We start from the raw sequence: 20,397 nt of genomic DNA on the forward strand, positions 1-20,397 counted from the left end.
CGTGCGGGGGGGGTCTCAGACGGTGGCCGAGCGGTACTTGCGGACCGCGAGGGTGCGGAAGACCACGATGATCAGCACCGACCAGATGATCGACGCCCACACGGGGTGCTGCATCGGCCAGGCGTCCGCGACGGGGTAGCCCTCCGGCAGGTTGCCGAAGAGTTCCCGGGACGCCTGGACGGTGGCGCTGAATGGGTTCCACTCCGCGATGTGCCGCAGGAACGTCGGCATGTTGTCGGAGGGGACGAAGGCGTTCGAGATGAACGTCAACGGGAAGAGCCAGATCAGCCCGCCCGAGGTGGCCGCCTCCGGGGTGCGGACCGACAGGCCGATCAGGGCGCCGATCCAGGAGAAGGCGTAGCCGAGCAGGAGCAGCAGGGCGAAGCCGCCGAGGACCTCGCCGATGCTGGTGTGGGTGCGCCAGCCGACGAGCAGGGCCACGACCGCCAGGACGACGAGGGTGAGCGTGGTCTGGACGAGGTCGGCGAGGGTGCGTCCGGTGAGGACCGCGCCGCGGGCCATGGGCAGCGAGCGGAACCGGTCGATCAGGCCCTTGTGCATGTCGTCGGCGATGCCCGCGCCCGCGCCGGCCGTGGCGAAGGTGACGGTCTGGGCGAAGATGCCCGCCATCAGGAACTCGCGGTAGTCCGACGGGGAGGTGCTGCCGCCGACGCTGATGGAGCCGCCGAACACGTAGCTGAACAGCACGACGAACATGACCGGCTGGATCACGCCGAAGATGATCATCTCGGGGATCCGGGACATGCGGATGAGGTTCCGCTTGGCGATCACCAGGGAGTCGTTGACCCCCTGGACGATGCCGCCCCGCGGCCGGGGTGCGGCGATCTCCGGGGCCGGGGAGGTGCCCGGGGTCGGGGAGGTGAGGGTCACTTCGCCGTCTCCTTACGCGCCGTGCGGCCCTTGCCCTGGGCGTCGCCCTTGCCGGTGGCGGGCGCCTCGCCGTTCTCCTCCGCCGCCAGTTCGGCCGCGTGGCCGGTCAGGGAGATGAACACGTCGTCGAGGGTGGGGCGGCGCAGGCCGATGTCGTCGATCTCGATGCCGCGGCCGTCGAGTTCACGGATGACCTCGGCGAGCAGCTTGGCGCCGCCCGCGACGGGCACGGTCAGCTTGCGGGTGTGCTCCTCGACCGTGGCCTCGCCCTTGCCGAAGCCCGCGAGGACCTCGCGGGCGGTGGTGATGTGGGCGCGGTCGTGGACGACGACCTCGACGCGTTCGCCGCCCGTACGGGCCTTGAGCTGGTCGGAGGTGCCGCGGGCGATGACCTTGCCGTGGTCCACCACACAGATGTCGTGCGCGAGGTGGTCGGCCTCCTCCAGGTACTGCGTGGTGAGCAGCAGGGTGGTGCCGGCGGCGACCAGCTCCTGGATGATCCCCCACAGTTGCTGGCGGTTGCGCGGGTCGAGTCCGGTGGTCGGCTCGTCCATGAACATCACGGGCGGGCTGACGACGAGGGCCGCGGCGAGGTCGAGTCGCCTGCGCATGCCGCCGGAGTAGGTCTTGGCGGTGCGGTCGGCGGCGTCGGCGAGGTTGAAGCGTTCGAGCAGTTCGTCGGCCCGGGCCTTCGCGGCCTTCGCCTTCATCTGGTAGAGCCGGCCCACCATGTTGAGGTTCTCGCGGCCGGTCAGGTACTCGTCGACGGCGGCGAACTGGCCGGACAGGCCGATGGCCCGGCGGACTTCGTTGGGCTGCTTGAGGACGTCGATCCCGGCGACGACGGCCCGGCCGCTGTCGGGCTGGAGGAGGGTGGTCAGGACACGGACGGTGGTGGTCTTGCCCGCGCCGTTGGGGCCGAGGAGCCCCAGCACGGTGCCTTCGGGGACATCGAGGTCCACGCCGTCCAGAGCCCTTACGTCGCCGAAGGTCTTGACGAGTCCTTCGGCATAGATGGCGCCTGGCATACGGATTCTCCCAGAGCGATTCGGGCCGGATGGTTTCGGGGCCCGAAGAATCAGGACTTTCCTGCACAAATTCAAGGTGGCGTCGGACGGGCAGCGCCCGACGGCCGTCACGCTATCGCGTTATATCGCGTTCCGCCATGCTTTTCTCGGAACCACCGCCGGCTCCTCCCCCGCGCTCAGCCGATGACCGCGTACCCCGCACCGTGCAGGGAACGGGCCACCTCCGCACAGTGCTTCGGCCCCTTGGTCTCCAGGTGGAGTTCCACCTCGACCTCGGTGAGCCCGAGCCGCGGGTCGGTGCGCACGTGGCTGACGTCCAGCACGTTCGCGTCCAGCGCGGACAGTACCCCGAGCAGGCCCGCCAGCGCGCCCGGACGGTCGGTGACCCGCAGCCGCAGCGACAGGTAGCGGCCCGCGGCGGCCATGCCGTGCCGCAGGATCCGCTGGAGCAGCAGCGGGTCGACGTTCCCTCCGGACAGCACGGCGACCACGGGGCCGTCGCCGTACCGTTCGGGCTCGCTCAGCAGCGCCGCCACCGGGCTGCACCCGGCCGGCTCGACGACCAGCTTCGCCCGCTCCATGCACAGCAGCAGGGCGCTGGAGAGCGCGTCCTCGGAGACCGTACGCACGTCGTCGAGCAGCTCGCCAATGATTTTGAACGGGACGTCGCCGGGGCGGCCCACCTTGATGCCGTCCGCCATCGTGCTCGGGTTGTCCACCGACACCGGGTGGCCGACCTTCAGCGAGGGCGGGTAGGCGGCCGCGCCCGCCGCCTGCACGCCGATGACCCTGACGTCCGGGCGCAGCGCCTTCACCGCGACGGCGATGCCCGCGGCGAGCCCGCCGCCGCCGATGCCGACGAGGATCGTCCGGACCTCGGGGCACTGCTCCAGGATCTCCAGGCCCACCGTGCCCTGGCCGGCGATGATGTCGCGGTGGTCGAAGGGGTGGATGAACTCCGCGCCGGTGCGGTCCGCGTACTCCTGGGCGGCGGCGAGGGTCTCGTCGACGACCTCGCCGTGCAGCCGGACCTCGGCGCCGTACTCCTGGGTCGCGGCCACCTTGGGCAGCGGCGCCCCGACCGGCATGAACACCGTGGAGCGGACCCCGAGGAGCGAGGACGCCAGCGCCACGCCCTGCGCGTGGTTGCCGGCGCTCGCCGCGACCACGCCGGCCGCCCGCTGTTCGGGGCGCAGGCCGGCGATGCGCACGTAGGCGCCGCGCAGCTTGAAGGAGCCGGTCCGCTGGAGGTTCTCGCACTTGAGGTGGACCGGGGAACCGGTGAGGGAGGAGAGGTGCCGGCTGCCTTCCATCGGCGTGACCCGAGAAACCCCCGACAGCATCTTCTGGGCCCCCCGGACGTCGTCGAGGATGACCTGGGGGACGGGCTGGGGCACGCGGTAGTTCATACCGCCAGTCTCGCAGCCCCCGCAGGTCACGGCGCAGGGACGACCGACGGGTGGACGACCGGCCCGGCCCGCCCCGGCGGACCCCGGAGTCCACGCGCGCAGGGGCGAGATCTCGCCATCCGGGACGACCCCCGGGCGACCGGACCGATGGGCCGCACCAGTTCTCGTACGCGGCGTACGGGCCGCCGCACGGCCGCGTACTCTGTCCCCCATCCTTGTCGGCCCCACGCGAAGAGAGCCCACGGCCATGCCCTCCATCCCGGCCCGTTCCGACCTGCCCACGGCGGCCGAAGCGCCCGCCGGAGCCGGTCTCCTCGACTCGCTCCAGCACCAGGTCGCGGTGTTCGCCCGCCGGGCCGAGCAGACCCGCCTCGGCGGCGTCGGCCAGGCGCGCAACTCGATGGACCGCGCCGCGTACCTGCTCCTGAACCGGCTCGACCTGGAAGGCCCGATGGGCGTCAAGGCGCTGGCCGGCGGGATGGGCATCGACTCCTCCACGGTCACCCGGCAGGTCGCCCCGCTCGTCGACAGCGGCCTCGTCAAGCGGACCTCGCACCCCGAGGACGGTCGGGCCGTGGTCCTCGCGCTGTCCGCGCGCGGGCTGGCCCGCCTGGAGGAGGTGCGGTCCTCGCGGCGCGAGCTGATGGCGCGGGTGACCGAGCACTGGGCGGAGGAGGAGCGCGAGTCCTTCACGACCCTGCTGACCCGCTTCAACCTCTCCCTGTCGGAGCTGATGGCCGCCGCCTCCGAGGGCGGCCCGGCCTCCTGAGCGCGGCGCGCTGATCCCGGCCCGTCCGACCCCTTGACCGGGGTGGTGGCACCGGCCGCACTATGTGGCCTGTGGACCGGCGTTCGGGGCGCGACCCGGAGTTCGAGGCCTTCGTCGCGGGCGCGGCGGGGCGGCTCCTGCACGTCGCGGTGCTGCTGACGGCCGAGGCCCCGACCGGGGCGACGGCCGCGCGCCGGCTGCTCGCCGGGGCGCTGGCCCGTACGTACGCGCACTGGAACCGGTTGCGCGGTGACGACCCGTACGACCACACCCGCCAGGAGCTCTGCGCGGCGTACGCCCGGACGTCCTGGCGCCATCCCGGCGGTACGGGGGTGCTCGCGCGGCTGAGCCCGATGGAGCGGCTGGTGCTGGTCATGCGGGTCTACGAGGGCGTCGCGGAGGAGGTCACGGCCGCGCAGCTGGGGCTGCCGCCCGAGCGGGTCGAGGCCGTGTGCAACCGGGCCGTCGCCACGATGCGGGCGGGGTCGGGACGCGGCGCGGGCTCCGGGCCGGAGCCGGGTGCCGCGTCGGGGCGGGGGGCCGCGTGAGTCCCCTCGACCGCAAGGAGGACCAGGTCCGGAAGCTGATGGAGGGCCCGCACCCGGTGGTGCCGGCCGCTCTCGTGGTGGACGCCGCCGCGCACGGCCGGCGCCTGCTGCGCCGCCGCCGGGCCCTGCGCCGGCTGGGCTGGACGGTGCTGTTCGCGGCGGCGGTGGCCTTCACGGTGTGGGCCTCGCTGACCCGGCCGTGGGTGACGCCGCCGAGCGGCATCTCCCCGCCCCTGGAGGGCTGGTAGCGCTCCGGGGGCGGGGGGATCGTGGCCGTTCGGGCCGGGACCGGGCCGTCTCAGCCGAGGGCGCGGGTCAGGTCCGCGACGAGGTCGTCGGCGTTCTCGATGCCGACCGAGAGGCGGATCAGGTCCGCCGGGACCTCCAGGGCCGAGCCGGCCACCGAGGCGTGGGTCATCCGGCCCGGGTGCTCGATGAGGGACTCGACGCCGCCCAGCGACTCGGCCAGCGTGAAGATCTTGGTGCGACCGCACACCGCGACGGCCTCCTCCTCGCCGCCGGCGACGCGGAAGGAGATCATCCCGCCGAAGTTGCGCATCTGCTTCGCGGCGACCTCGTGGCCCGGGTGCTCGGGCAGTCCCGGGTAGAGGACCTGGGTGACCTTCGGGTGGCGCGTGAGCACCTCCACGATCTTGGCGGCGTTCTCCGCGTGCCGGTCCATGCGCACGGCCAGCGTCTTGATGCCGCGCAGCACGATCCAGGAGTCGAAGGGACCGGCGACCGCGCCCATCGCGTTCTGGTGGTAGGCCAGTTCCTCGCCGAGGGCCGCGTCCGCGGCGACCAGGGCGCCGCCGACGACGTCGGAGTGGCCGCCCATGTACTTCGTCAGGGAGTGCACGACCACGTCCGCGCCGAGCGCCAGCGGCTGCTGGAGGTAGGGCGAGGCGAAGGTGTTGTCGACGACCAGCTTGGCGCCGGCCGAGCGCGCGATGTCGGCGACGACGGCGATGTCGGTGATGCCGAGCAGCGGGTTGGAGGGGGTCTCGACCCAGATGACCTTCGTCTTCGGGGTGAGGGCGGCGCGCACGGACGCCGGGTCGGAGGTGTCGGCCACCGACCACTCCACGCCCCAGCGGGAGACGACCTTCGCGAAGAGGCGGAAGGTGCCGCCGTAGGCGTCGTTGGGGATGACCACGTGGTCGCCCGGCGCGAGCAGGGTGCGCAGCAGGCAGTCCTCGGCGGCGAGCCCGGACGCGAAGGCGAGGCCGCGGCGGCCGCCCTCCAGCGCCGCGAGGTTCTCCTCCAGCGCGGTCCGGGTGGGGTTGGCGCTGCGGCTGTACTCGTAGCCGCCGCGCAGACCGCCCACGCCGTCCTGCTTGTACGTGGACACCTGGTAGATCGGGGGTACGACCGCGCCGGTCTGCGGGTCCGCCGTGTTGCCCGCGTGGATCGCACGGGTCTCGAAGCTCTGGTGCTCGTGGCTGTCGTCGCTCATGGGCAGATGCTATGCCCCGTCCGGGCCCCGGTCCTCTTCCGGCCTGACGGGGCGGCGACGGGCCGCTGACCTGCCCCGCCGACCTGGAACGAGGACGGGGAGCCACACCATTGGCCTTGGCCCGGGTGCGTCTGGTTCGCTTGGCGGCATGGAGATTCTCTTGGTCCTGATGGCCCTGGTCCTGATCGTGGCCGTCGTGCTGCCGTACGTGCGTCGCAAGCGGGGTGGATTCGCCGGCGGCATCCGCCAGGTGGCGCCCGGCAGCCCCGACGCCGCCGACCCCGCCGACTACGGCTTCGTGCGCGAGGAGCAGCTGGACATCCGGGTGCCCGGGCCCGACCAGGACCTGATGGACGCGCTGGGCAACGTCCAGCGCAGCGGCCACTGGCAGGCCGCGTCGGCCCTGCTCGCCGGTACCCCGAGGGAGGGCGAGCAGCGCTGGCAGCGGGTGCAGTCCTTCGGCGGCGCGGCGGCGCTGGAACTCGTACGGGAGCCCGGGGCCGGGGCGCGCTGGCTGAAGGCGTGGCGGCTGGAGGCCGAGAAGGACGCGGGCGGCGCGCAGGTGCACGCGGAGCTGCTGGTGCAGCAGGCGTGGCGGCACTCGGGCGGCGTGGGCTCCACCGACCACCGGATCATCCTGGAGGAGGCCCGCGACGCGTGCCGGCGGGCGACGCTGCTGGCGCCGGGCGACCCGGTCCCGTACATCACGGAGCTGGCGGTGGCGCGGGCGCTGGGTTACTCGGAGGCGGACTTCGACGTCCTGTGGGCGCGGATCATCGACCTGGCTCCGCAGCACATGGGCGCGCACCTGGCGGCCCTGCACTACTGGTGCGAGAAGTGGCACGGTTCGCGGGAGAAGGCCGACGCCTTCGCGCACGCGGCGGCCGCCCGCGCCCCGCAGGGTTCGCTGCTGGCGGCGCTGCCGCTGTTCGCGGTGTACGAGCACCTGCCCGAGGTCAACCTGGTGCAGAGCTTCTACCGCAGCGCGGTCGTGACGCGGGCGGTGGAGGGCGCGATGTACGCGGTGCGCACGGCGCGGCAGGACGACCCGATGCTGGCGCACGTACGGCACCTGCTGCTGGTGTTCCTGGTGAACATGGAGCGCTGGGCGGAGGCGATGGAGCAGGTGCGGCACGTGGACGGGTACGTGGGCGCGCTGCCCTGGTCGACGGCCCCGGACCCGGCGGCGACGTACGCGGTGTACCGGGCGCTGGCGGTCGCGGGGTACGAGGCCAACGGCGGGTCCCCGGCGACACTGCCGCACTGACGCCGGGCGCGTACGCGGGGCGGCGCGGGGACGGGGCGGCGCGGGGACGGGGCGGGGACGGGGCGGGCACGGGCACCCGAGAACGGCCCCGGCCCGGCGCGGGTGCCGGATTCTCCGGCCGTCGGCGGATATGTCCCGTCGGAGGCGACGGCTCCCCGCGCCCGACCCCGCAGCCTTGGCCAATAAAGTTGCCGTAAGTGATGATCAGGCCGCATGATTCCGGCCGTGATCGTCAATCGCGCCGCACGCGCGCTCGCCACCCGCTGGGTCCGTACGCGCTTCGACCCGGCCGCCTTCGGCCTCGCCCCCCGGGAGCTGCTCGACCCGCGCGGCGCCGGCCCCGAGGCCGACCCGGAGCGTGCGGACGAGCGCCGGCGCGTCATCGCCGCCGCCCGGGAGGGCGAGTGGCGGCCCGCCGCCGCCCACGTCCGGGCCGCCGGAACGGACTGGGACGAGCGCTGGACCCGGCTGGAGCTGCTGATCCGGCTCGCCGAAGCCGACGACCGCTGGCTCACCGACTGGCGCACCGCCGAACCCGCCGACGGCGACGCCGGCACGGCCCACGCCCGACTGCTGGTCAGCCGGGCGTGGGCGGTGCGCGGCTCGGCCGTCGCCCGCGAGGTGCCGGACGCCGACATGCGCGACTTCCACGCGCAACTGCCCGCGGCCGTGGCCGCCGCGCAGCGGGCCGCCGACCTGGCCCCCGCGGACCCCGGACCCTGGGTCGTCATGATCACGGCCGCGCGGGCGCTGTCGTACACGCACAGCCAGTTCGCCGACCTGTGGCGCAACCTCACGCTCCGCGCGCCCCACCACACGGCCGCCCACTGGCAGGCCATGCAGTACTGGTGCGCCAAGTGGCACGGCTCCGACGAGCTGATGATCGAGTTCGCCGGGCGGGCCGCCGCCCAGGCCCCGGCGGGCAGCCTGCTGCCCGGGGTCCACCTGCACGCGCTGGGCGAGCTGCGCGGCGCGCGCGCCGCCCGTACCGCCCGCTCCGAGGCGAACCGGGGCCGGCTCCTCGACATCGCGGGCCGGCTGGACACCGTACGACCCGACCACGAGGGCCTGCCCCGGCTGCGCCACCTGCTGGCGCACCGCATGGGCGAGGCCCGCATGCACGCGGCGGCGCTCGACCAGTTCCGCGCGATCGGCCCGTACTGCGGCGCCGCGCCCTGGAACACCGACGGGGCCGGTCCCGTCGCGGCCTTCGACCTGGCCCGGGGGCTCGCCGCCCACGGCGCGCGCCGCGGCTGACCGCACCGGCCGCACCGGGGCGGGGCGCCGTCCACGGCACCCGCGCCCGTCATCACCCGCTCCACTTCTCCATCCCCTGGGGGGACCTGTCCTTATGGGCGCTTCACTTCGCGCGCTGCGCGCGCTCGTCCTGCTCGCCGGCTTCTACCTGCTCGGCCTGATCCTGCTCGGCCTCCTCGGCCTGCTCGACTGGGCCGGCATGACCTGGCTGCACGGCGCCTTGGCGGGCAAGCTCGTCATCGTCTCGGTGGTCCTAGCGATCCCGATCGTGCGCGGCATGTTCATGCTCCGCACCCCCACGGCGGACCCGCTGCCGGGCGTCCCCGTCACCGAGGCGCGGGAACCGGTGCTGTGGCAGGCCGTCCGCGAGATCGCCGCTCAGGTCGGCACCCGCGCCCCCGACGAGATCCTGCTGATCGACGAGGTCAACGCGGCCGTCGCCGAGGAGTCCCGGATGCTGGGCCTGCTGCCCGGCACCCGCCGGCTCTACCTCGGCCTGCCCCTGATGAGCGGCCTGGACGAGATGCAGCTGCGCTCCGTCCTGGCCCACGAGATGGGCCACTACGCCAACCTCGACACCCGCCTCACCCCGCTGATCGCCCGCGGTCGCGCCCAGCTGATCCGCACCATCGGCCACTTCCACGACCGCGCCGACACCAAGGTGGCCAAGGAACGCGCCAAGCAGGAGAAGCGCGCCGAGAAGCGGACCGCCAAGGGCAAGAAGGCCAAGGAGGTCGACACCACCGGCGAGGGCCTGACCTACCGCGCCATGGCCCGGATCTACACCGCGTACGCCAAGTTCTACATGCGGGCCACCCTCTCCGGCGCCCGCCGTCAGGAGCTGGCCGCCGACCTGGCCGCCGTACGCGTCGCGGGCCGCGACGCCACCGCCTCCGCGCTGCGCGAGCTGAACGCCCTCGGCGACGCCCACGACTTCTACATGGGCTCCTACGCCACCCTCGGCGTCAACGCCGGACTGCTGCCGCTGCCCGGGCAGGTCTTCGGCGGCTTCCGCCGGCTCCTGGACGCCCGCTCCGCGCAGCTGGACGAGCTGCGCGCCGAGCTGTCGACCGAGCCCACCTCCCCGTACGACTCGCACCCCGCGCTCGCCGAGCGGGTGGCCCGCATCGAGGCCCTGCCCGACGACGGCCGCGCCGGTCAGGCCGCCCGCCCGTCGCTGGAGCTGCTGTCCGACGCGGACGCGGCCATGGCCGCCCTGGAGCCCGTCGTCCTCAGCCCGGAGGCCCTCGGCCTCAAGCGGCTGGACTGGCCGGACCTCGTGCACGAGAGCATGACCCTGTACGTCGGCCAGGGCTCGGGGGAGATCCGCGAGGCCGTGGCCGCCGAGGGCGCCGGTGACGGCCTCGCGCCGCTGCTGGACGCCGTCGACGCCGACCCGCAGTTGCGGTGGCGGCTCGCCGAGCGGTTCCCGACCTCGGAGCAGGCGGCCGCCGCCACCGGTCGCGCGGCCCGCGAGTTCGCCCGCCCGGCCTTCCGCCGGATCCTGAACCAGCTCGTCACCACCGAACTCACGGCCCGCGGCACCGCCCGCTGGCAGCTGTCCTGGTCCGACTCGGCCGGCCTGGCCTACCCGGCCGGCGACTTCGAGGACCGTCTCAAGGCCGCCCTGGACGCGGCCGTCGCCGACCCGTGCGACACCGAACCGCTGCGGAAGCTGGTGCTCGCCCCGTGATCATCCTCCTCGTCCTGGGCACCCTGCTCCTCGCCGGCGCCCTCTACGTCGCCCGCGGCTTCCACCTCATCCGCAAGGCCCGCGGACTGACCGAGCGGATCGAGGGCCTGGAGTCGGCCGGCGCGGAACTGCGCGCCCGCACCGAAACCCTCAAGGCCGACGGCAAGGCCGGGACGGCGGCCGCTGTCGTCGCCCTGGGCTTCGTACCGGAGGACCGGCTGGACACCGAGAACGCCGCGCCCGTGCCGGCCGAGCGGACGGCCGCCCTGGCCGCCGTCCGGTCCGGGGACTGGGAGGCGGGGGCGGCCTGGCTCGAAGGCGCCGGCGCCGACTGGGAGCTGCGTTGGCGCCGGGTCCGCGCCCTCGCCGAGGCGGCCGTCGAGGACGACGCCTGGCTGACGGCCTGGCGCGCGGCCCGGCCCGGGGACCCGGCGGCGGCCACCGTCCACGCCGACAACGCCGTCCTCGTCGCCTGGGAGGTGCGGGGCTCCGCGTGGGCCCGCCACACCTCCTCGGAACAGTTCGACCTGTTCCACCAGCTGCTGGGCACGGCGCAGGCCGCCGTCCACGAGGCGCAGGAGCTGGCGGACCCGGCCGACCCGGTCCCGTACCTGGTCGAACAGGCCGTCGCGCTGGGGTTGATGTACCCGCACGAGCGGTACGAGCGGCTGTGGGCCGAGATCGTCGCGCGCGCCCCGAAGCTGCTGAGCGCCCACACCAACGCCATGCAGTACTGGGCCCGCAAGTGGCGCGGCTCGCACGAGGCGTCCCTCGCCTTCGCCCGGAAGGCGGCCGCCGGCGCGGCCCCCGGCGAGCTGCTGTCGATGCTGCCCCTGATCGCCTACGTCGAACAGGAGAACTACGAGGACGACCTCGCGGCGGAGGACTTCTTCACGGGGCCCGAGGTGCGCACCGCCGTCGACGAGGCCCTCGTCGACCTCGCGGCGGCCGACCCGGCCGACACCCGCGCGGTCGAGCTGCGCCACCTGCTGGCGTACCTGCTGTTCTGGCAGGACCGGGACGCGGAGGCCGTCGAGCAGTTCCGGCACATCGACGGCCACATCGGCGCGATGCCCTGGTACTACGCGGGCAACCCGAAGCAGCGCTACCTGTACGCCCGCGACTGGGCGGTGCGGGTGACCCTGCTGGAGGACGAGGACTGAGCGGATCGCACGTCGTACGCCGCACGCCGGGGGCGGGTCGGGGAATCCCGGCCCGCCCCCGACCGTTGTCAGGACCACAAGGAGGGAATCCATGTTCTCGTACCGCCGCACGCCCGAGCTGCCCACCCGCGAGGAGGCCCTGAAGGGCCGCGCGCACCCGCTGTTCGCCCTGCCGGAGCGCCACACCGTCCTCGGCAACCCCCTGACCGGCCCGTACCCCGCCCACCTCGAAACGGCCGACTTCGGCCTCGGTTGTTTCTGGGGCGCGGAGCGCAAGTTCTGGCAGACCCCCGGGGTGTGGACCACCCTGGCCGGCTACCAGGGCGGCTTCACCGAGAACCCCGCGTACGAGGAGGTCTGCTCCGGCCTGACCGGGCACACCGAGGTCGTCCGCGTGGTCTTCGACCCGGCGCTCGTCTCCTACGAGACCCTCCTGAAGCTGTTCTGGGAGTCCCACGACCCGACCCAGGGCTTCCGCCAGGGCAACGACGTCGGCACCCAGTACCGCTCGTCGATCTACACCCACTCCCCCGCCCAGCAGGCCGCGGCCGAGGCTTCCCTCGCCGGCTACCAGCGCGTCCTCACCGCGTCGGGACACGGCGGGATCACCACGGCCGTCCTGCCCGCCGCGGAGCGCCCCTTCTGGCCCGCGGAACCGGAGCACCAGCAGTACCTCGACAAGAACCCGGGCGGCTACTGCGGCATCGGCGGCACGGGCGTCTCCTGCCCGATCGGCGTGGCCGCGGCCCCGTCGTCCCCGTCCCCGTCCCCGTCCCCGGACGCCTGACGGTCCGCGTACCGCCCGTGCCGGGTCCTGCGGGGCCCGTGGGGGCATCCGGATCGAGCTGACGGCCTCGGCGGTCGTCGGCGCCGCGCCGCCCGGCCGGGGCGAGCGGGTCGCACACCCGGCCCGCCGCTCCGGACGGGGTCAGCGCACGGTGACGTGCGCGCGGGCCCACGAGGTGTGGTCGAAGGCGGAGTTGCCGTTGGCGTCCTCCACCACCAGGTGGAGCAGGCGCACCCCGGTGACGTCCAGGTCGATCGCGGTGGGGCCGCTCGCTCCCGTGAGGGTGCCCGTGGTCAGCAGGGTGCGGCCGTCGGCGCGGACCACCGCCCGGGTCGCGCCGGCCGCCGACTGCTGCTTCGAGAAGTCGTCGATGCCGACCAGCGCCGTGAAGCGGGCCGCGCGCCCGCCCAGGTGGTAGACGACCTCCGACGGGGCGTGCACGCCGAGCCCCTTGGCGTACGTCACCCCGCCGAACGCGATCGGGGTGCCGTCGCCCGCCTCCTTGCGCCCGTTGGACCGGTCCACCTCGACGGGGCCCCAACCGTTGGCGGCGGACACCCACGGCAGGTCGCTGAGGTACCCGTCCTTGGTGGGCGGGGCGGGCAGCGGGGTGAAGCGGACGGGCACCGAGAAGCGGTACGCGGACGTGGTCGCGGAGGCCGTCAGCAGGGCGGACGCCGCCGCGGGCCCGGTCACCGTCCACACCGTGGTCAGGGTCTGCCCCGGGGCCAGCGAGGCGGCCGTCACCGGGCCGGTCGGGGTCGCCGTCCAGCCCGCCGGGACGGTCAGCGCGACCCGGGCGTCCGGCCAGGCCCGGGCGGCGCCGTTCGCGAGCCGGGTCGTGACGGTGGCGCCGTCCGCGTCCGGGACGGCCGTCAGGCCCCAGGCCCGGCGCGGACGGGTCGGCGCCCAGGACGCGCGCAGCAACGTCGTCAGGGAGGCGACCACCGACGGGTTCGCCGCCGCCACGTCGCGCTGCTCGCCGAGGTCGGCCGTCAGGTCGTACAGCTCGAACTGCCACTGGGCGTCGGGGGCGTCGCGGTCCCGCCCGGGGGCGAACCGGACTCCCTTCCAGCGGTCCTTGCGGATGGCCTCGGCGACCCGCTTGGCCCGGCCGCCGTCCTGCGCGTCGGCCCGGGAGGTGACGCCCTGCTCGTCCCGGTACCAGTACAGGTGGGAGTGGATCGGCGCCAGGGCCGGCGTGCCGGCGAGGACGGGGGCCGCGGAGAGGCCGTCGATGTCCGTGGGCGCCGGGGCGCCCGCCAGGTCGGCGAGGGTGGGCAGCAGGTCGTGCAGCGGGGTGGGGCGGGCGCTGGTGGTGCCCGTCGCGATCCGGCCGGGGCCCCAGGCGATCAGGGGGACCCGGACGCCGCCCTCGTACAGGTTGCGCTTGTAGCCGCGCAGCGGGCCGTTGGCGTCGAACAGGTCGGGGTCCACGCCGCCCTCCTCGTGGGGGCCGTTGTCGGAGGCGACCAGGACGACCGTGCGGTCCGCGATCCCGCGCGCCCGGAGCCGGTCGATCACGGCTCCGACCTGCGCGTCGAGGAGGCCGATCTGCGCGGCGTGCGCCTTGTTGGCCTTGCTCCAGGGCTTCGCGGCGTACGCGCCGAGGTCCGGGACCTCGCTGGGCGCGTGCGGCAGGTTCGGGGTGAGGAGGAGCAGGAAGGGATCGGGCCCGGCCGCGTGCGCGTCGATGAAGTCGAGGGCGCGCGCGGCGATGGCGTCGGGGGCGAAGGTGCCCGCCGCGACCGGCTCCTTGACGCCGTCGCGCCACAGGTACGACGGGTAGTACTGGTGGGCGTGACCGTGGTCGATGTAGCCGTAGAACTGCTCGAAGCCGCGCGCCAGCGGGTGGCTCGGCTGGTCGGCGGTCTCCGGGCCGAAGCCCCATTTGCCGAACAGGCCCGTACGGTAGCCGCGCGCCCGCAGCACTTCCGCGAAGGTGGTGTCCCCGGCGCCGAGGCCGGCCTGGCCGCCGCTGCCCGGGTTGGCGCGGACGGCGGCGTGCCCGGTGTGCAGTCCGGTCAGCAGGGCGGCGCGGGAGGGCGCGCAGACGGCGGCGGCCGCGTACGCGTCGGTGAATCGCAGCCCCTCCGCGGCGAGTTGCCCGATGCGCGGGGTGGCGATCAGCTTCTGGCCGTACGGGGAGAGGTCGCCGTACCCGAGGTCGTCGGCCAGCACCACCACGAGGTTCGGAGCGCCCCCGGGCACGGCCGGGGCGACCGGCTCCGCGGCCGCGGCGGGCAGTTGGGGCAGTGCGGCGAGCCCGACCGCCGCCGCGGATCCGGCGATGAAGTGGCGGCGGCTGGGCATCGTGAACTCCTCGGCGGCGACGGGTCGGTGAGGAGATCATCGACAGCCGGACCCCGCCGAAGCCATGCACGGGACGTGAAAAGCGTGTGACACGGGGTCCGGGCCCGACCGCCCGGACCCCGCTCCCCCGCACACGTCACGCGTCACGCGGCCTCGCGCCTCAGATCGTCGCCGTGTCGATCACGAAGCGGTAGCGCACGTCGCTGGACAGCACCCGCTCGTACGCCTCGTTGATCCGGTCCGCCGAGATGACCTCGATCTCGGCGCCCAGACCGTGCTCGGCGCAGAAGTCGAGCATCTCCTGGGTCTCGGGGATGCCGCCGATCATCGAACCGGCGAGGGTCTTGCGGCCGCCGATGACGGAGAACAGGTTCAGCTCGACCGGCTCCTCCGGCGCGCCGACGTTCACCAGCGCCCCGTCGACCTTCAGCAGGGCCAGGTAGCGGTCGAGCCCGAGCGGCGCGGAGACGGTGGACACGATCAGGTCGAAGGTGCCGGCCAGCTCCTCGAAGGTGCTCGGGTCGCTCGTCGCGTAGTAGTGGGCGGCGCCCAGCTTCAGGCCGTCCTCCTTCTTGCGCAGGCTCTGCGACAGGACGGTGACCTCCGCGCCGAGGGCGGCGGCGATCTTCACGCCCATGTGGCCGAGCCCGCCGAGGCCGACGATCGCGATCTTCTTGCCGGGGCCCGCCTGCCAGTGCCGCAGCGGCGAGTACAGGGTGATGCCCGCGCACAGCAGCGGCGCGGCGACGTCCAGCTCGACGCCGTCGGGGATGCGCAGGGTGTAGTTCTCGTCGACGACGATGTGGGTCGAGTAGCCGCCGTAGGTGGGCTCGCCCTTCTTGTCGACGGCGTTGTAGGTGCCGGTCATGCCCTTGACGCAGTACTGCTCCTGGCCGCGCAGGCAGTACTCGCACTCCCGGCAGGAGTCCACGAAGCAGCCCACGCCCACCCGGTCGCCGACGGCGAACTTCGTCACGCCGGAACCGACCTCGGTGACGATGCCGGCGATCTCGTGGCCCGGGACCATCGGGAAGATGCCCTCGCCCCAGCCGTCGTTGGCCTGGTGGATGTCCGAGTGGCAGATGCCGGCGTACTTGATGTCGATGAGGACGTCGTGCTCGCCGACCGGGCGGCGCGGGACGGTGGTGCGCTCCAGCGGGGCCTTCGCGGCGGGGGCGGCGTAGGCGGGGACCTGGGTGACGGACATGGGGTGATCTCCTCTGACGAGGACGCCGGGCTGTGACGTCGTGGGGGTGACGTCGGGGTACGACGTCCGTACTGCGGTACTTCCACCCTGCCCCCGTCCGGGCCGCCCACCCAGCCCCCTGCCGTGCCTAGGACTGGCGAACCTACCCTTGGCGGGGTCAGGCTCGTCGCGCCGTCCGGTGTCCCGCCCGGGGATACTGGCGGTATGGACCAGCTTGATCAGCGAGCCGAACTGGGCGAGTTCCTGCGCAGCCGCCGCGCCCGGCTGCGCCCCGAGGACGTCGGCCTGCCCGACTACGGCCGGCACCGGCGGGTTCCGGGGCTGCGCCGCGAGGAGCTGGCGCAGCTGGCCGGGGTGTCGGTGGCGTACTACACGCGGCTGGAGCAGGGGCACGGGCAGAACGTGTCGGCGGAGGTGCTGGACGCCATCGCGCGGGCGCTGCGGCTCGACGGTACGGAGTCGGACCACCTGACGCACCTGGCGCGCCCCCGTGCCCGCGGCCGGAGCCGCTCGCGGCGCCCGCAGCAGGTCCGCCCGGAGCTGCGGAGCCTGATGGAGGCGATGGAGGGCGTACCGGCGTACCTGGTGGGGCGGCGGCAGGACGTCATCGGCTGGAACCGGCTGGCCGCGGCCGTCTTCGGCGACTTCGGGGCGCTGCCCCCGGCGGAGCGGAACCTGGTCCGGTTGGTGTTCCTCGACCCGGCGACGTCCGAGCTGTACGCGGAGTGGGAGTGCCGGGCCTGCGAGGTCGTGAGCAACCTGCGCATCTACGCGGGCCAGTACCCGGACGACGAGCAGTTGTCCGTGCTGGTCGGGGAGCTGTCCGTGAAGAGCGAGGAGTTCCGCAGGCTGTGGGCGGCGCACACGGTGGCGGACAAGAAGACGCACGGGGTGAAGCGGCTGCGGCACCCGGTGGTGGGCGAGCTGGTGCTGCCGTTCGAGACGCTGGCGCTGCCCGACGACCCGGCGCAGTTCCTGGTGACCTACCACGCGGTGCCGGGATCCCCGTCGGCGGACGCGCTGCGGCTGCTGTCGTCCTGGTCGGCGCCGGCCCACGAGCCCACGCCGGCGGCGCCGGCCGCGCCGACCCGGTCCGCCCGGCCCGCCCCCGGGTCGGGGACGGCGCGCACGGAGGAGCCCGCCTGACGGACGGGCCCGCGCCGTGCGGGGCCCGTCCGTCAGGGGTCAGAGCGTCAGCCGGAAGACGGCCGCGCCGCGCTCGCGCCGGTAGCCGAGGGCCTCGTTCACGGCCAGCATCGGGGTGTTCTCGTCGGCGACGGTCGTCCCGATCCGGCGCAGCGCGGGGTACCGTACGGCCGCCTCGGCCCGCATCCGCAGTTTGACGGCGCGGCCCAGACCGCGGCCCCGGTGGGCGGGGACGACGACGGTGTCGTACTGGAGGGCGCGCGTCCCGTCCGGATCCGGGAGCACGAGCACCGTGTACGCGGCGATCTCCCCGGCGGCGGTGACGGCAGCGACCATCAGCAGCTTCCCCCCGCGGTCCAGGACGAGCCGCTGCGCGGCGTGCACCCGCTCGGGCGTCCAGGCGGTGAACCGCTCGTCGCCGTCGCCGGAGGGCGCGTCCTCCATCGCCCCGTGGGCCGCGGCGGCGGCCGGGGCCCAGGCGTCGGGGACCAGGCCGGCCCAGGTGAGCAGCTCGTACCCGGAGACGTCGGGGTCGGCCTCGGCCGCCGGGTCCTGCCCGAGTTCCTGTACGTACCAGGCCATCGGCAGCACGTTGACGAAGCCGGCGGCCTCCAGGAAGGCCTGGGCGGGCCCGCCCGTGTCGGCGACGGTGGACACCGAGGTACGGCCCTGGTCGATCAGCTCGGCGCGCACCCGCTCCCACAGGGCGCTGCCCACGCCCCGGCGGCGGGAGTCGGGGCGCACGGTCAGCTCGTCGAGGAACGCGGTGTGGGTGTTGCCCTCCTCGGTGAACAGCAGCAGGGCGGCGTGGCCCTCGCCGTCGGCCTGCGCCCAGTGCGCGAACCGGCCCCGCCCGGACGGGACGCGCAGCCGCCCGGCCGTCTCCGCCCGGGTGGGGGCGGGTACGTCGGGCAGCGCGGCGGTGTCGGTCGCGTGCGCGGAGACCTGCACCGCCCACCAGGTGTCCACCTCGGCGTCGGTCGGGGGCACGGTCAGCGTCTCGATCTTCGTCATGCCCCGACCCTAGGCCGTGCCGTCCCCGTCACGCGGACCGGCCACCGCCGCGACCGGCGCGGACGCGCGAACGGCGGGGAGCCCCTCACGGGCTCCCCGCCGTTCGCGGGTCGGACGCGCGGCGCCGTCGGCGGCGCTCACACGGGATGTCAGGCGGCCGAGCCGGCCTTCCACTCCGCCCAGTTCATGTTCCAGCCGTTGAGACCGTTCTCCGGCTTGATGGTCTTGTCCGGGGAGTTCTTCACGGTGACGACGTCGCCGATCAGCGAGTTGTCGAAGAACCACGCGCCGGGCTGGTCCGGGTCGTTCGCACCCTTGGCGTCGTTCAGACCGACACAGCCGTGACTGGTGTTCACCTTCCCGAAGATCGAGTCGGCGCCCCAGTAGTTGCCGTGGATGAACGTGCCGGAGGTGGACAGCCGCATCGCGTGCGGGACGTCCTTGATGTCGTACTCGCCCTTGCCGTCATTGCCCTTGAAGCCGACGGTGGCGCCGTCCATCCGGGTCTCCTTGAACTTCTCGGAGATCACCATCTGACCGTTGTACGTGGGGTTGTCCGGGGAGCCCGCCGAGATCGGGATGGTCTTGAGGACCGCGCCGTCCCGGGTGACCGTCATCGTCTTGGCCGTCACGTCGACGGTGGAGACCTGGCTCCGGCCGACCTTGAAGGTCACGGTCTTGTTCTGCACGCCCTGGATGCCGGGCGCGCCCTGCACGCCCTGGAGCGCGAGCTTCAGGGTGACCGTGGAGTTCGCCTTCCAGTACTCCTCCGGGCGGAAGTCCAGGCGCTGGTTGCCGAACCAGTGACCGACGACCTCCTGGCCGCTGCTGGAGCTGACCGTGATCGCCGCCTGGACGGCCTTCTGGTCCTTGATCGCCTTGTTGAAGGTGATCGAGACCGGCATGCCCACGCCGACCGTCTGGCCCTCGTCCGGGACGAACGAGCCGACGAAGCTGTTCTCCGGGGAGAGGGTGGTGAACGAGGCGTTCTCGTGCGCCTCGCGCCCCGCCTCGTCCTTCGCCGTGGCCGCCAGCGCGTACTTCGTGGAGCGCTTGAGTGCGGCGTCGGGCTTCCAGGTCTTGCCGTCGGCGGCTATCTTGCCCGCCACCACGGCGCCCTCGGAGCTCTTCAACTCGACCTGGGTGAGCTTGCCGTCACTGACGGTGACGGTCGCCGCGTCGTTCAGGGCTATGTTGGTGGAGCCGTCCTTGGGCGTGATCTCTATCTTCGCCTTGGAAGCGTCCTTGGCCGCCGCCGCGTCCACGTCCGCCTGCGCCTTGCCCGTTTCCGCGCTGCCCTGAGGCTTCTCGGTACCCCCGTCGTTGCAGGCCGAGAGCATCAGTACGCCGCCGAGCACGGCGGATACGGCCACCAGGGACCTTTTCCGCCGCATGCTGTACGTCCTCACACGTCACTCCATCGTTGCCGGAAACCCCGAGGCTGCATTCCCGGGATTGGGCCGGGCAGGGGGCATCACCCCCTGCTCGTCCTGACAACGCGTTAACAACGCGGATCGGTTCCACACTCCGTTCGAATGTGTGCAACCCCACGGTCAGGCGTTGTCCGCCTCTTCCTCGAAGTCCCCATCTTCCTCGTCGAGGTCCCACTCCAGGGACTCGGGGTCGTATTCGACCGGTTCACTGCTCCAGGACGCCTGTGCCAGCTCGATTCCGGGCAGTTCCGCGACCAGGTCCGTCGGGTCCACCAGGTAGGCCAGCGCCTCGGATTCGTCCTGCCGGACGGCCGCCTCGGCGTGGCCGCGCTCCTCGTCCGGCATGAACTCGTCCGCCTTGATGTGGCCCAGCGCGGCGCCGATCAGTGCGTCGGAGTCGGAGACTTCGAGCACCAAATCCACCCGAAGTCGTACGTATCGTGATGTCTCAGAAGGGTTCATACGACGGAGAGTAAGCCCGCGACAGCCTCGACTTTCCCACGACCCGCCCTCTTCACTAGCATCGGCGCACACGGCCAATTCGCTGCTGCCACAAGGGGGATCGCACCGTGTCCGCACGTCGACCGCTACTCACCGCTCTCGGAGCGACCACCCTCCTCGCCGTCCTCTGGTTCGTTCCCTCGGCGAACGCCACCGCTCCGGACCGGAACACGGCGGGTTCTTCCGGCGGCCCCGCCGCCGCCAACACCGGCGCCGTGGGCGGCGTCCCCGCGGGGGACGACGCCTCCGGGTCCGGCCCGTCCGACGACGCCGACTCCGGGGACCGGACCGCCACGGTCACCCTCACGCTGGCCGACACCGGCAGTACGGACACCACCCCGTACGTCCTGGGCGGCACCCTCTGCCTGGGTCTGGGCGCCGGGTTCGTGACCTTCTCCGTACGCCGCTCCCGCACCCGGTAGCCGCGTCGGACGGAACGGGAAGGGGCCGGGCCCCGGGGCTTGGGCGTGGACCGGTAGAACGGCGCGGCCGCGGGGGCGCGCCAGTCGATGACG

At 73.6% G+C, this 20,397-nt stretch carries 19 protein-coding genes; 10 read left to right on the top strand and 9 right to left on the bottom strand.

Annotated elements, in window-relative coordinates:
* Nucleotides 1-15 precede the first annotated feature (15 nt).
* The 3 genes from AB0D46_RS33215 to ilvA form a co-directional block, all read right to left on the bottom strand.
* Complete coding sequence (locus AB0D46_RS33215; protein WP_362883028.1) at nt 16-891, bottom strand: ABC transporter permease; 876 nt, start codon at nt 889-891, stop codon at nt 16-18.
* Nucleotides 888-1,919, bottom strand: coding sequence for an ATP-binding cassette domain-containing protein (locus AB0D46_RS33220; protein WP_362883029.1), 1,032 nt, complete (start codon nt 1,917-1,919; stop codon nt 888-890). Before AB0D46_RS33220 ends, AB0D46_RS33215 begins: the two co-directional genes overlap by 4 nt.
* A gap of 176 nt (nt 1,920-2,095) precedes the next feature.
* Nucleotides 2,096-3,328: a threonine ammonia-lyase gene (ilvA, locus tag AB0D46_RS33225; RefSeq protein WP_362883031.1), complete on the bottom strand. Its 1,233-nt coding sequence runs from the start codon at nt 3,326-3,328 to the stop codon at nt 2,096-2,098.
* Between the two features lie 247 nt (nt 3,329-3,575).
* Here ilvA and AB0D46_RS33230 point away from each other — a divergent pair, with 247 nt between their 5' ends.
* From AB0D46_RS33230 to AB0D46_RS33240, 3 genes are all read left to right on the top strand, one after another.
* Nucleotides 3,576-4,097, top strand: a complete 522-nt coding sequence (locus tag AB0D46_RS33230) for a MarR family transcriptional regulator (RefSeq protein ID WP_362883033.1) — start codon at nt 3,576-3,578, stop codon at nt 4,095-4,097.
* A gap of 71 nt (nt 4,098-4,168) precedes the next feature.
* Nucleotides 4,169-4,645: a sigma factor-like helix-turn-helix DNA-binding protein gene (locus AB0D46_RS33235; protein WP_362883035.1), complete on the top strand. Its 477-nt coding sequence runs from the start codon at nt 4,169-4,171 to the stop codon at nt 4,643-4,645.
* Nucleotides 4,642-4,893 (top strand): hypothetical protein, encoded by a 252-nt coding sequence (locus AB0D46_RS33240; RefSeq protein ID WP_362883037.1) that lies wholly within the window; start codon nt 4,642-4,644, stop codon nt 4,891-4,893. Before AB0D46_RS33235 ends, AB0D46_RS33240 begins: the two co-directional genes overlap by 4 nt.
* Nucleotides 4,894-4,943: 50 nt before the next feature.
* Here the strand turns inward: AB0D46_RS33240 and AB0D46_RS33245 are convergent, their stop codons facing one another.
* Nucleotides 4,944-6,101: a cystathionine gamma-synthase gene (locus AB0D46_RS33245; protein WP_362883038.1), complete on the bottom strand. Its 1,158-nt coding sequence runs from the start codon at nt 6,099-6,101 to the stop codon at nt 4,944-4,946.
* 148 nt (nt 6,102-6,249) lie between these two features.
* On the opposite strand from AB0D46_RS33245, the gene AB0D46_RS33250 reads away from it, so the two are divergent.
* From AB0D46_RS33250 to msrA, 5 genes are all read left to right on the top strand, one after another.
* Nucleotides 6,250-7,368 (top strand): hypothetical protein, encoded by a 1,119-nt coding sequence (locus AB0D46_RS33250; protein WP_362883040.1) that lies wholly within the window; start codon nt 6,250-6,252, stop codon nt 7,366-7,368.
* A gap of 225 nt (nt 7,369-7,593) precedes the next feature.
* The gene (locus AB0D46_RS33255; protein ID WP_362883041.1) at nt 7,594-8,625 is read left to right on the top strand and encodes a hypothetical protein; all 1,032 of its coding nucleotides are present in this window, start codon (nt 7,594-7,596) and stop codon (nt 8,623-8,625) included.
* Between the two features lie 94 nt (nt 8,626-8,719).
* Nucleotides 8,720-10,318: a M48 family metallopeptidase gene (locus AB0D46_RS33260; protein WP_362883043.1), complete on the top strand. Its 1,599-nt coding sequence runs from the start codon at nt 8,720-8,722 to the stop codon at nt 10,316-10,318.
* On the top strand, nt 10,315-11,481 hold the full coding sequence (locus AB0D46_RS33265) for a hypothetical protein (protein ID WP_362883045.1): 1,167 nt from the start codon (nt 10,315-10,317) through the stop codon (nt 11,479-11,481). Before AB0D46_RS33260 ends, AB0D46_RS33265 begins: the two co-directional genes overlap by 4 nt.
* Nucleotides 11,482-11,572: 91 nt before the next feature.
* Nucleotides 11,573-12,268: a peptide-methionine (S)-S-oxide reductase MsrA gene (gene msrA, locus AB0D46_RS33270; protein ID WP_362883046.1), complete on the top strand. Its 696-nt coding sequence runs from the start codon at nt 11,573-11,575 to the stop codon at nt 12,266-12,268.
* A gap of 141 nt (nt 12,269-12,409) precedes the next feature.
* Here msrA and AB0D46_RS33275 read toward each other — a convergent pair whose 3' ends face one another.
* Together AB0D46_RS33275 and AB0D46_RS33280 are read right to left on the bottom strand one after the other, a co-directional pair.
* Nucleotides 12,410-14,581, bottom strand: a complete 2,172-nt coding sequence (locus AB0D46_RS33275) for a sulfatase-like hydrolase/transferase (protein ID WP_362883048.1) — start codon at nt 14,579-14,581, stop codon at nt 12,410-12,412.
* Nucleotides 14,582-14,741: 160 nt separating this feature from the next.
* A complete protein-coding gene (locus tag AB0D46_RS33280) occupies nt 14,742-15,788 on the bottom strand; it encodes an NAD(P)-dependent alcohol dehydrogenase (RefSeq protein ID WP_362883050.1) in 1,047 nt (348 codons plus the stop codon).
* Nucleotides 15,789-15,992: 204 nt separating this feature from the next.
* Between AB0D46_RS33280 and AB0D46_RS33285 the strand changes: the two genes are divergently transcribed.
* A complete protein-coding gene (locus AB0D46_RS33285; protein WP_362883052.1) occupies nt 15,993-16,934 on the top strand; it encodes a helix-turn-helix transcriptional regulator in 942 nt (313 codons plus the stop codon).
* Nucleotides 16,935-16,973: 39 nt separating this feature from the next.
* On the opposite strand, the gene AB0D46_RS33290 is transcribed toward AB0D46_RS33285, so the two are convergent.
* From AB0D46_RS33290 to AB0D46_RS33300, 3 genes are all read right to left on the bottom strand, one after another.
* Complete coding sequence (locus AB0D46_RS33290) at nt 16,974-17,948, bottom strand: GNAT family N-acetyltransferase (protein WP_362883054.1); 975 nt, start codon at nt 17,946-17,948, stop codon at nt 16,974-16,976.
* A gap of 149 nt (nt 17,949-18,097) precedes the next feature.
* Nucleotides 18,098-19,342, bottom strand: a complete 1,245-nt coding sequence (locus AB0D46_RS33295; protein ID WP_362883061.1) for an Ig-like domain-containing protein — start codon at nt 19,340-19,342, stop codon at nt 18,098-18,100.
* Nucleotides 19,343-19,501: 159 nt separating this feature from the next.
* The gene (locus AB0D46_RS33300; RefSeq protein WP_362883056.1) at nt 19,502-19,843 is read right to left on the bottom strand and encodes a hypothetical protein; all 342 of its coding nucleotides are present in this window, start codon (nt 19,841-19,843) and stop codon (nt 19,502-19,504) included.
* 107 nt (nt 19,844-19,950) lie between these two features.
* Between AB0D46_RS33300 and AB0D46_RS33305 the strand changes: the two genes are divergently transcribed.
* Nucleotides 19,951-20,304: an LPXTG cell wall anchor domain-containing protein gene (locus AB0D46_RS33305; RefSeq protein WP_362883057.1), complete on the top strand. Its 354-nt coding sequence runs from the start codon at nt 19,951-19,953 to the stop codon at nt 20,302-20,304.
* Nucleotides 20,305-20,397: the final 93 nt, after the last annotated feature.

Origin of the sequence: Streptomyces sp. NPDC048383 (genome assembly GCF_040651775.1) — a bacterium.
Classification (GTDB): domain Bacteria; phylum Actinomycetota; class Actinomycetes; order Streptomycetales; family Streptomycetaceae; genus Streptomyces.

Coding starts and splice junctions, on each gene's coding strand:
- AB0D46_RS33280 (WP_362883050.1), bottom strand. CDS start 15,788: ATGTCCGTCACCCAGGTCCCCGCCTACGCCGCCCCCGCCGCGAAGGCC.
- AB0D46_RS33295 (WP_362883061.1), bottom strand. CDS start 19,342: ATGCGGCGGAAAAGGTCCCTGGTGGCCGTATCCGCCGTGCTCGGCGGC.
- msrA (WP_362883046.1), top strand. CDS start 11,573: ATGTTCTCGTACCGCCGCACGCCCGAGCTGCCCACCCGCGAGGAGGCC.
- AB0D46_RS33245 (WP_362883038.1), bottom strand. CDS start 6,101: ATGAGCGACGACAGCCACGAGCACCAGAGCTTCGAGACCCGTGCGATC.
- AB0D46_RS33260 (WP_362883043.1), top strand. CDS start 8,720: ATGGGCGCTTCACTTCGCGCGCTGCGCGCGCTCGTCCTGCTCGCCGGC.
- AB0D46_RS33230 (WP_362883033.1), top strand. CDS start 3,576: ATGCCCTCCATCCCGGCCCGTTCCGACCTGCCCACGGCGGCCGAAGCG.
- AB0D46_RS33250 (WP_362883040.1), top strand. CDS start 6,250: ATGGAGATTCTCTTGGTCCTGATGGCCCTGGTCCTGATCGTGGCCGTC.
- AB0D46_RS33290 (WP_362883054.1), bottom strand. CDS start 17,948: ATGACGAAGATCGAGACGCTGACCGTGCCCCCGACCGACGCCGAGGTG.
- AB0D46_RS33220 (WP_362883029.1), bottom strand. CDS start 1,919: ATGCCAGGCGCCATCTATGCCGAAGGACTCGTCAAGACCTTCGGCGAC.
- AB0D46_RS33275 (WP_362883048.1), bottom strand. CDS start 14,581: ATGCCCAGCCGCCGCCACTTCATCGCCGGATCCGCGGCGGCGGTCGGG.
- AB0D46_RS33285 (WP_362883052.1), top strand. CDS start 15,993: ATGGACCAGCTTGATCAGCGAGCCGAACTGGGCGAGTTCCTGCGCAGC.
- AB0D46_RS33300 (WP_362883056.1), bottom strand. CDS start 19,843: ATGAACCCTTCTGAGACATCACGATACGTACGACTTCGGGTGGATTTG.
- ilvA (WP_362883031.1), bottom strand. CDS start 3,328: ATGAACTACCGCGTGCCCCAGCCCGTCCCCCAGGTCATCCTCGACGAC.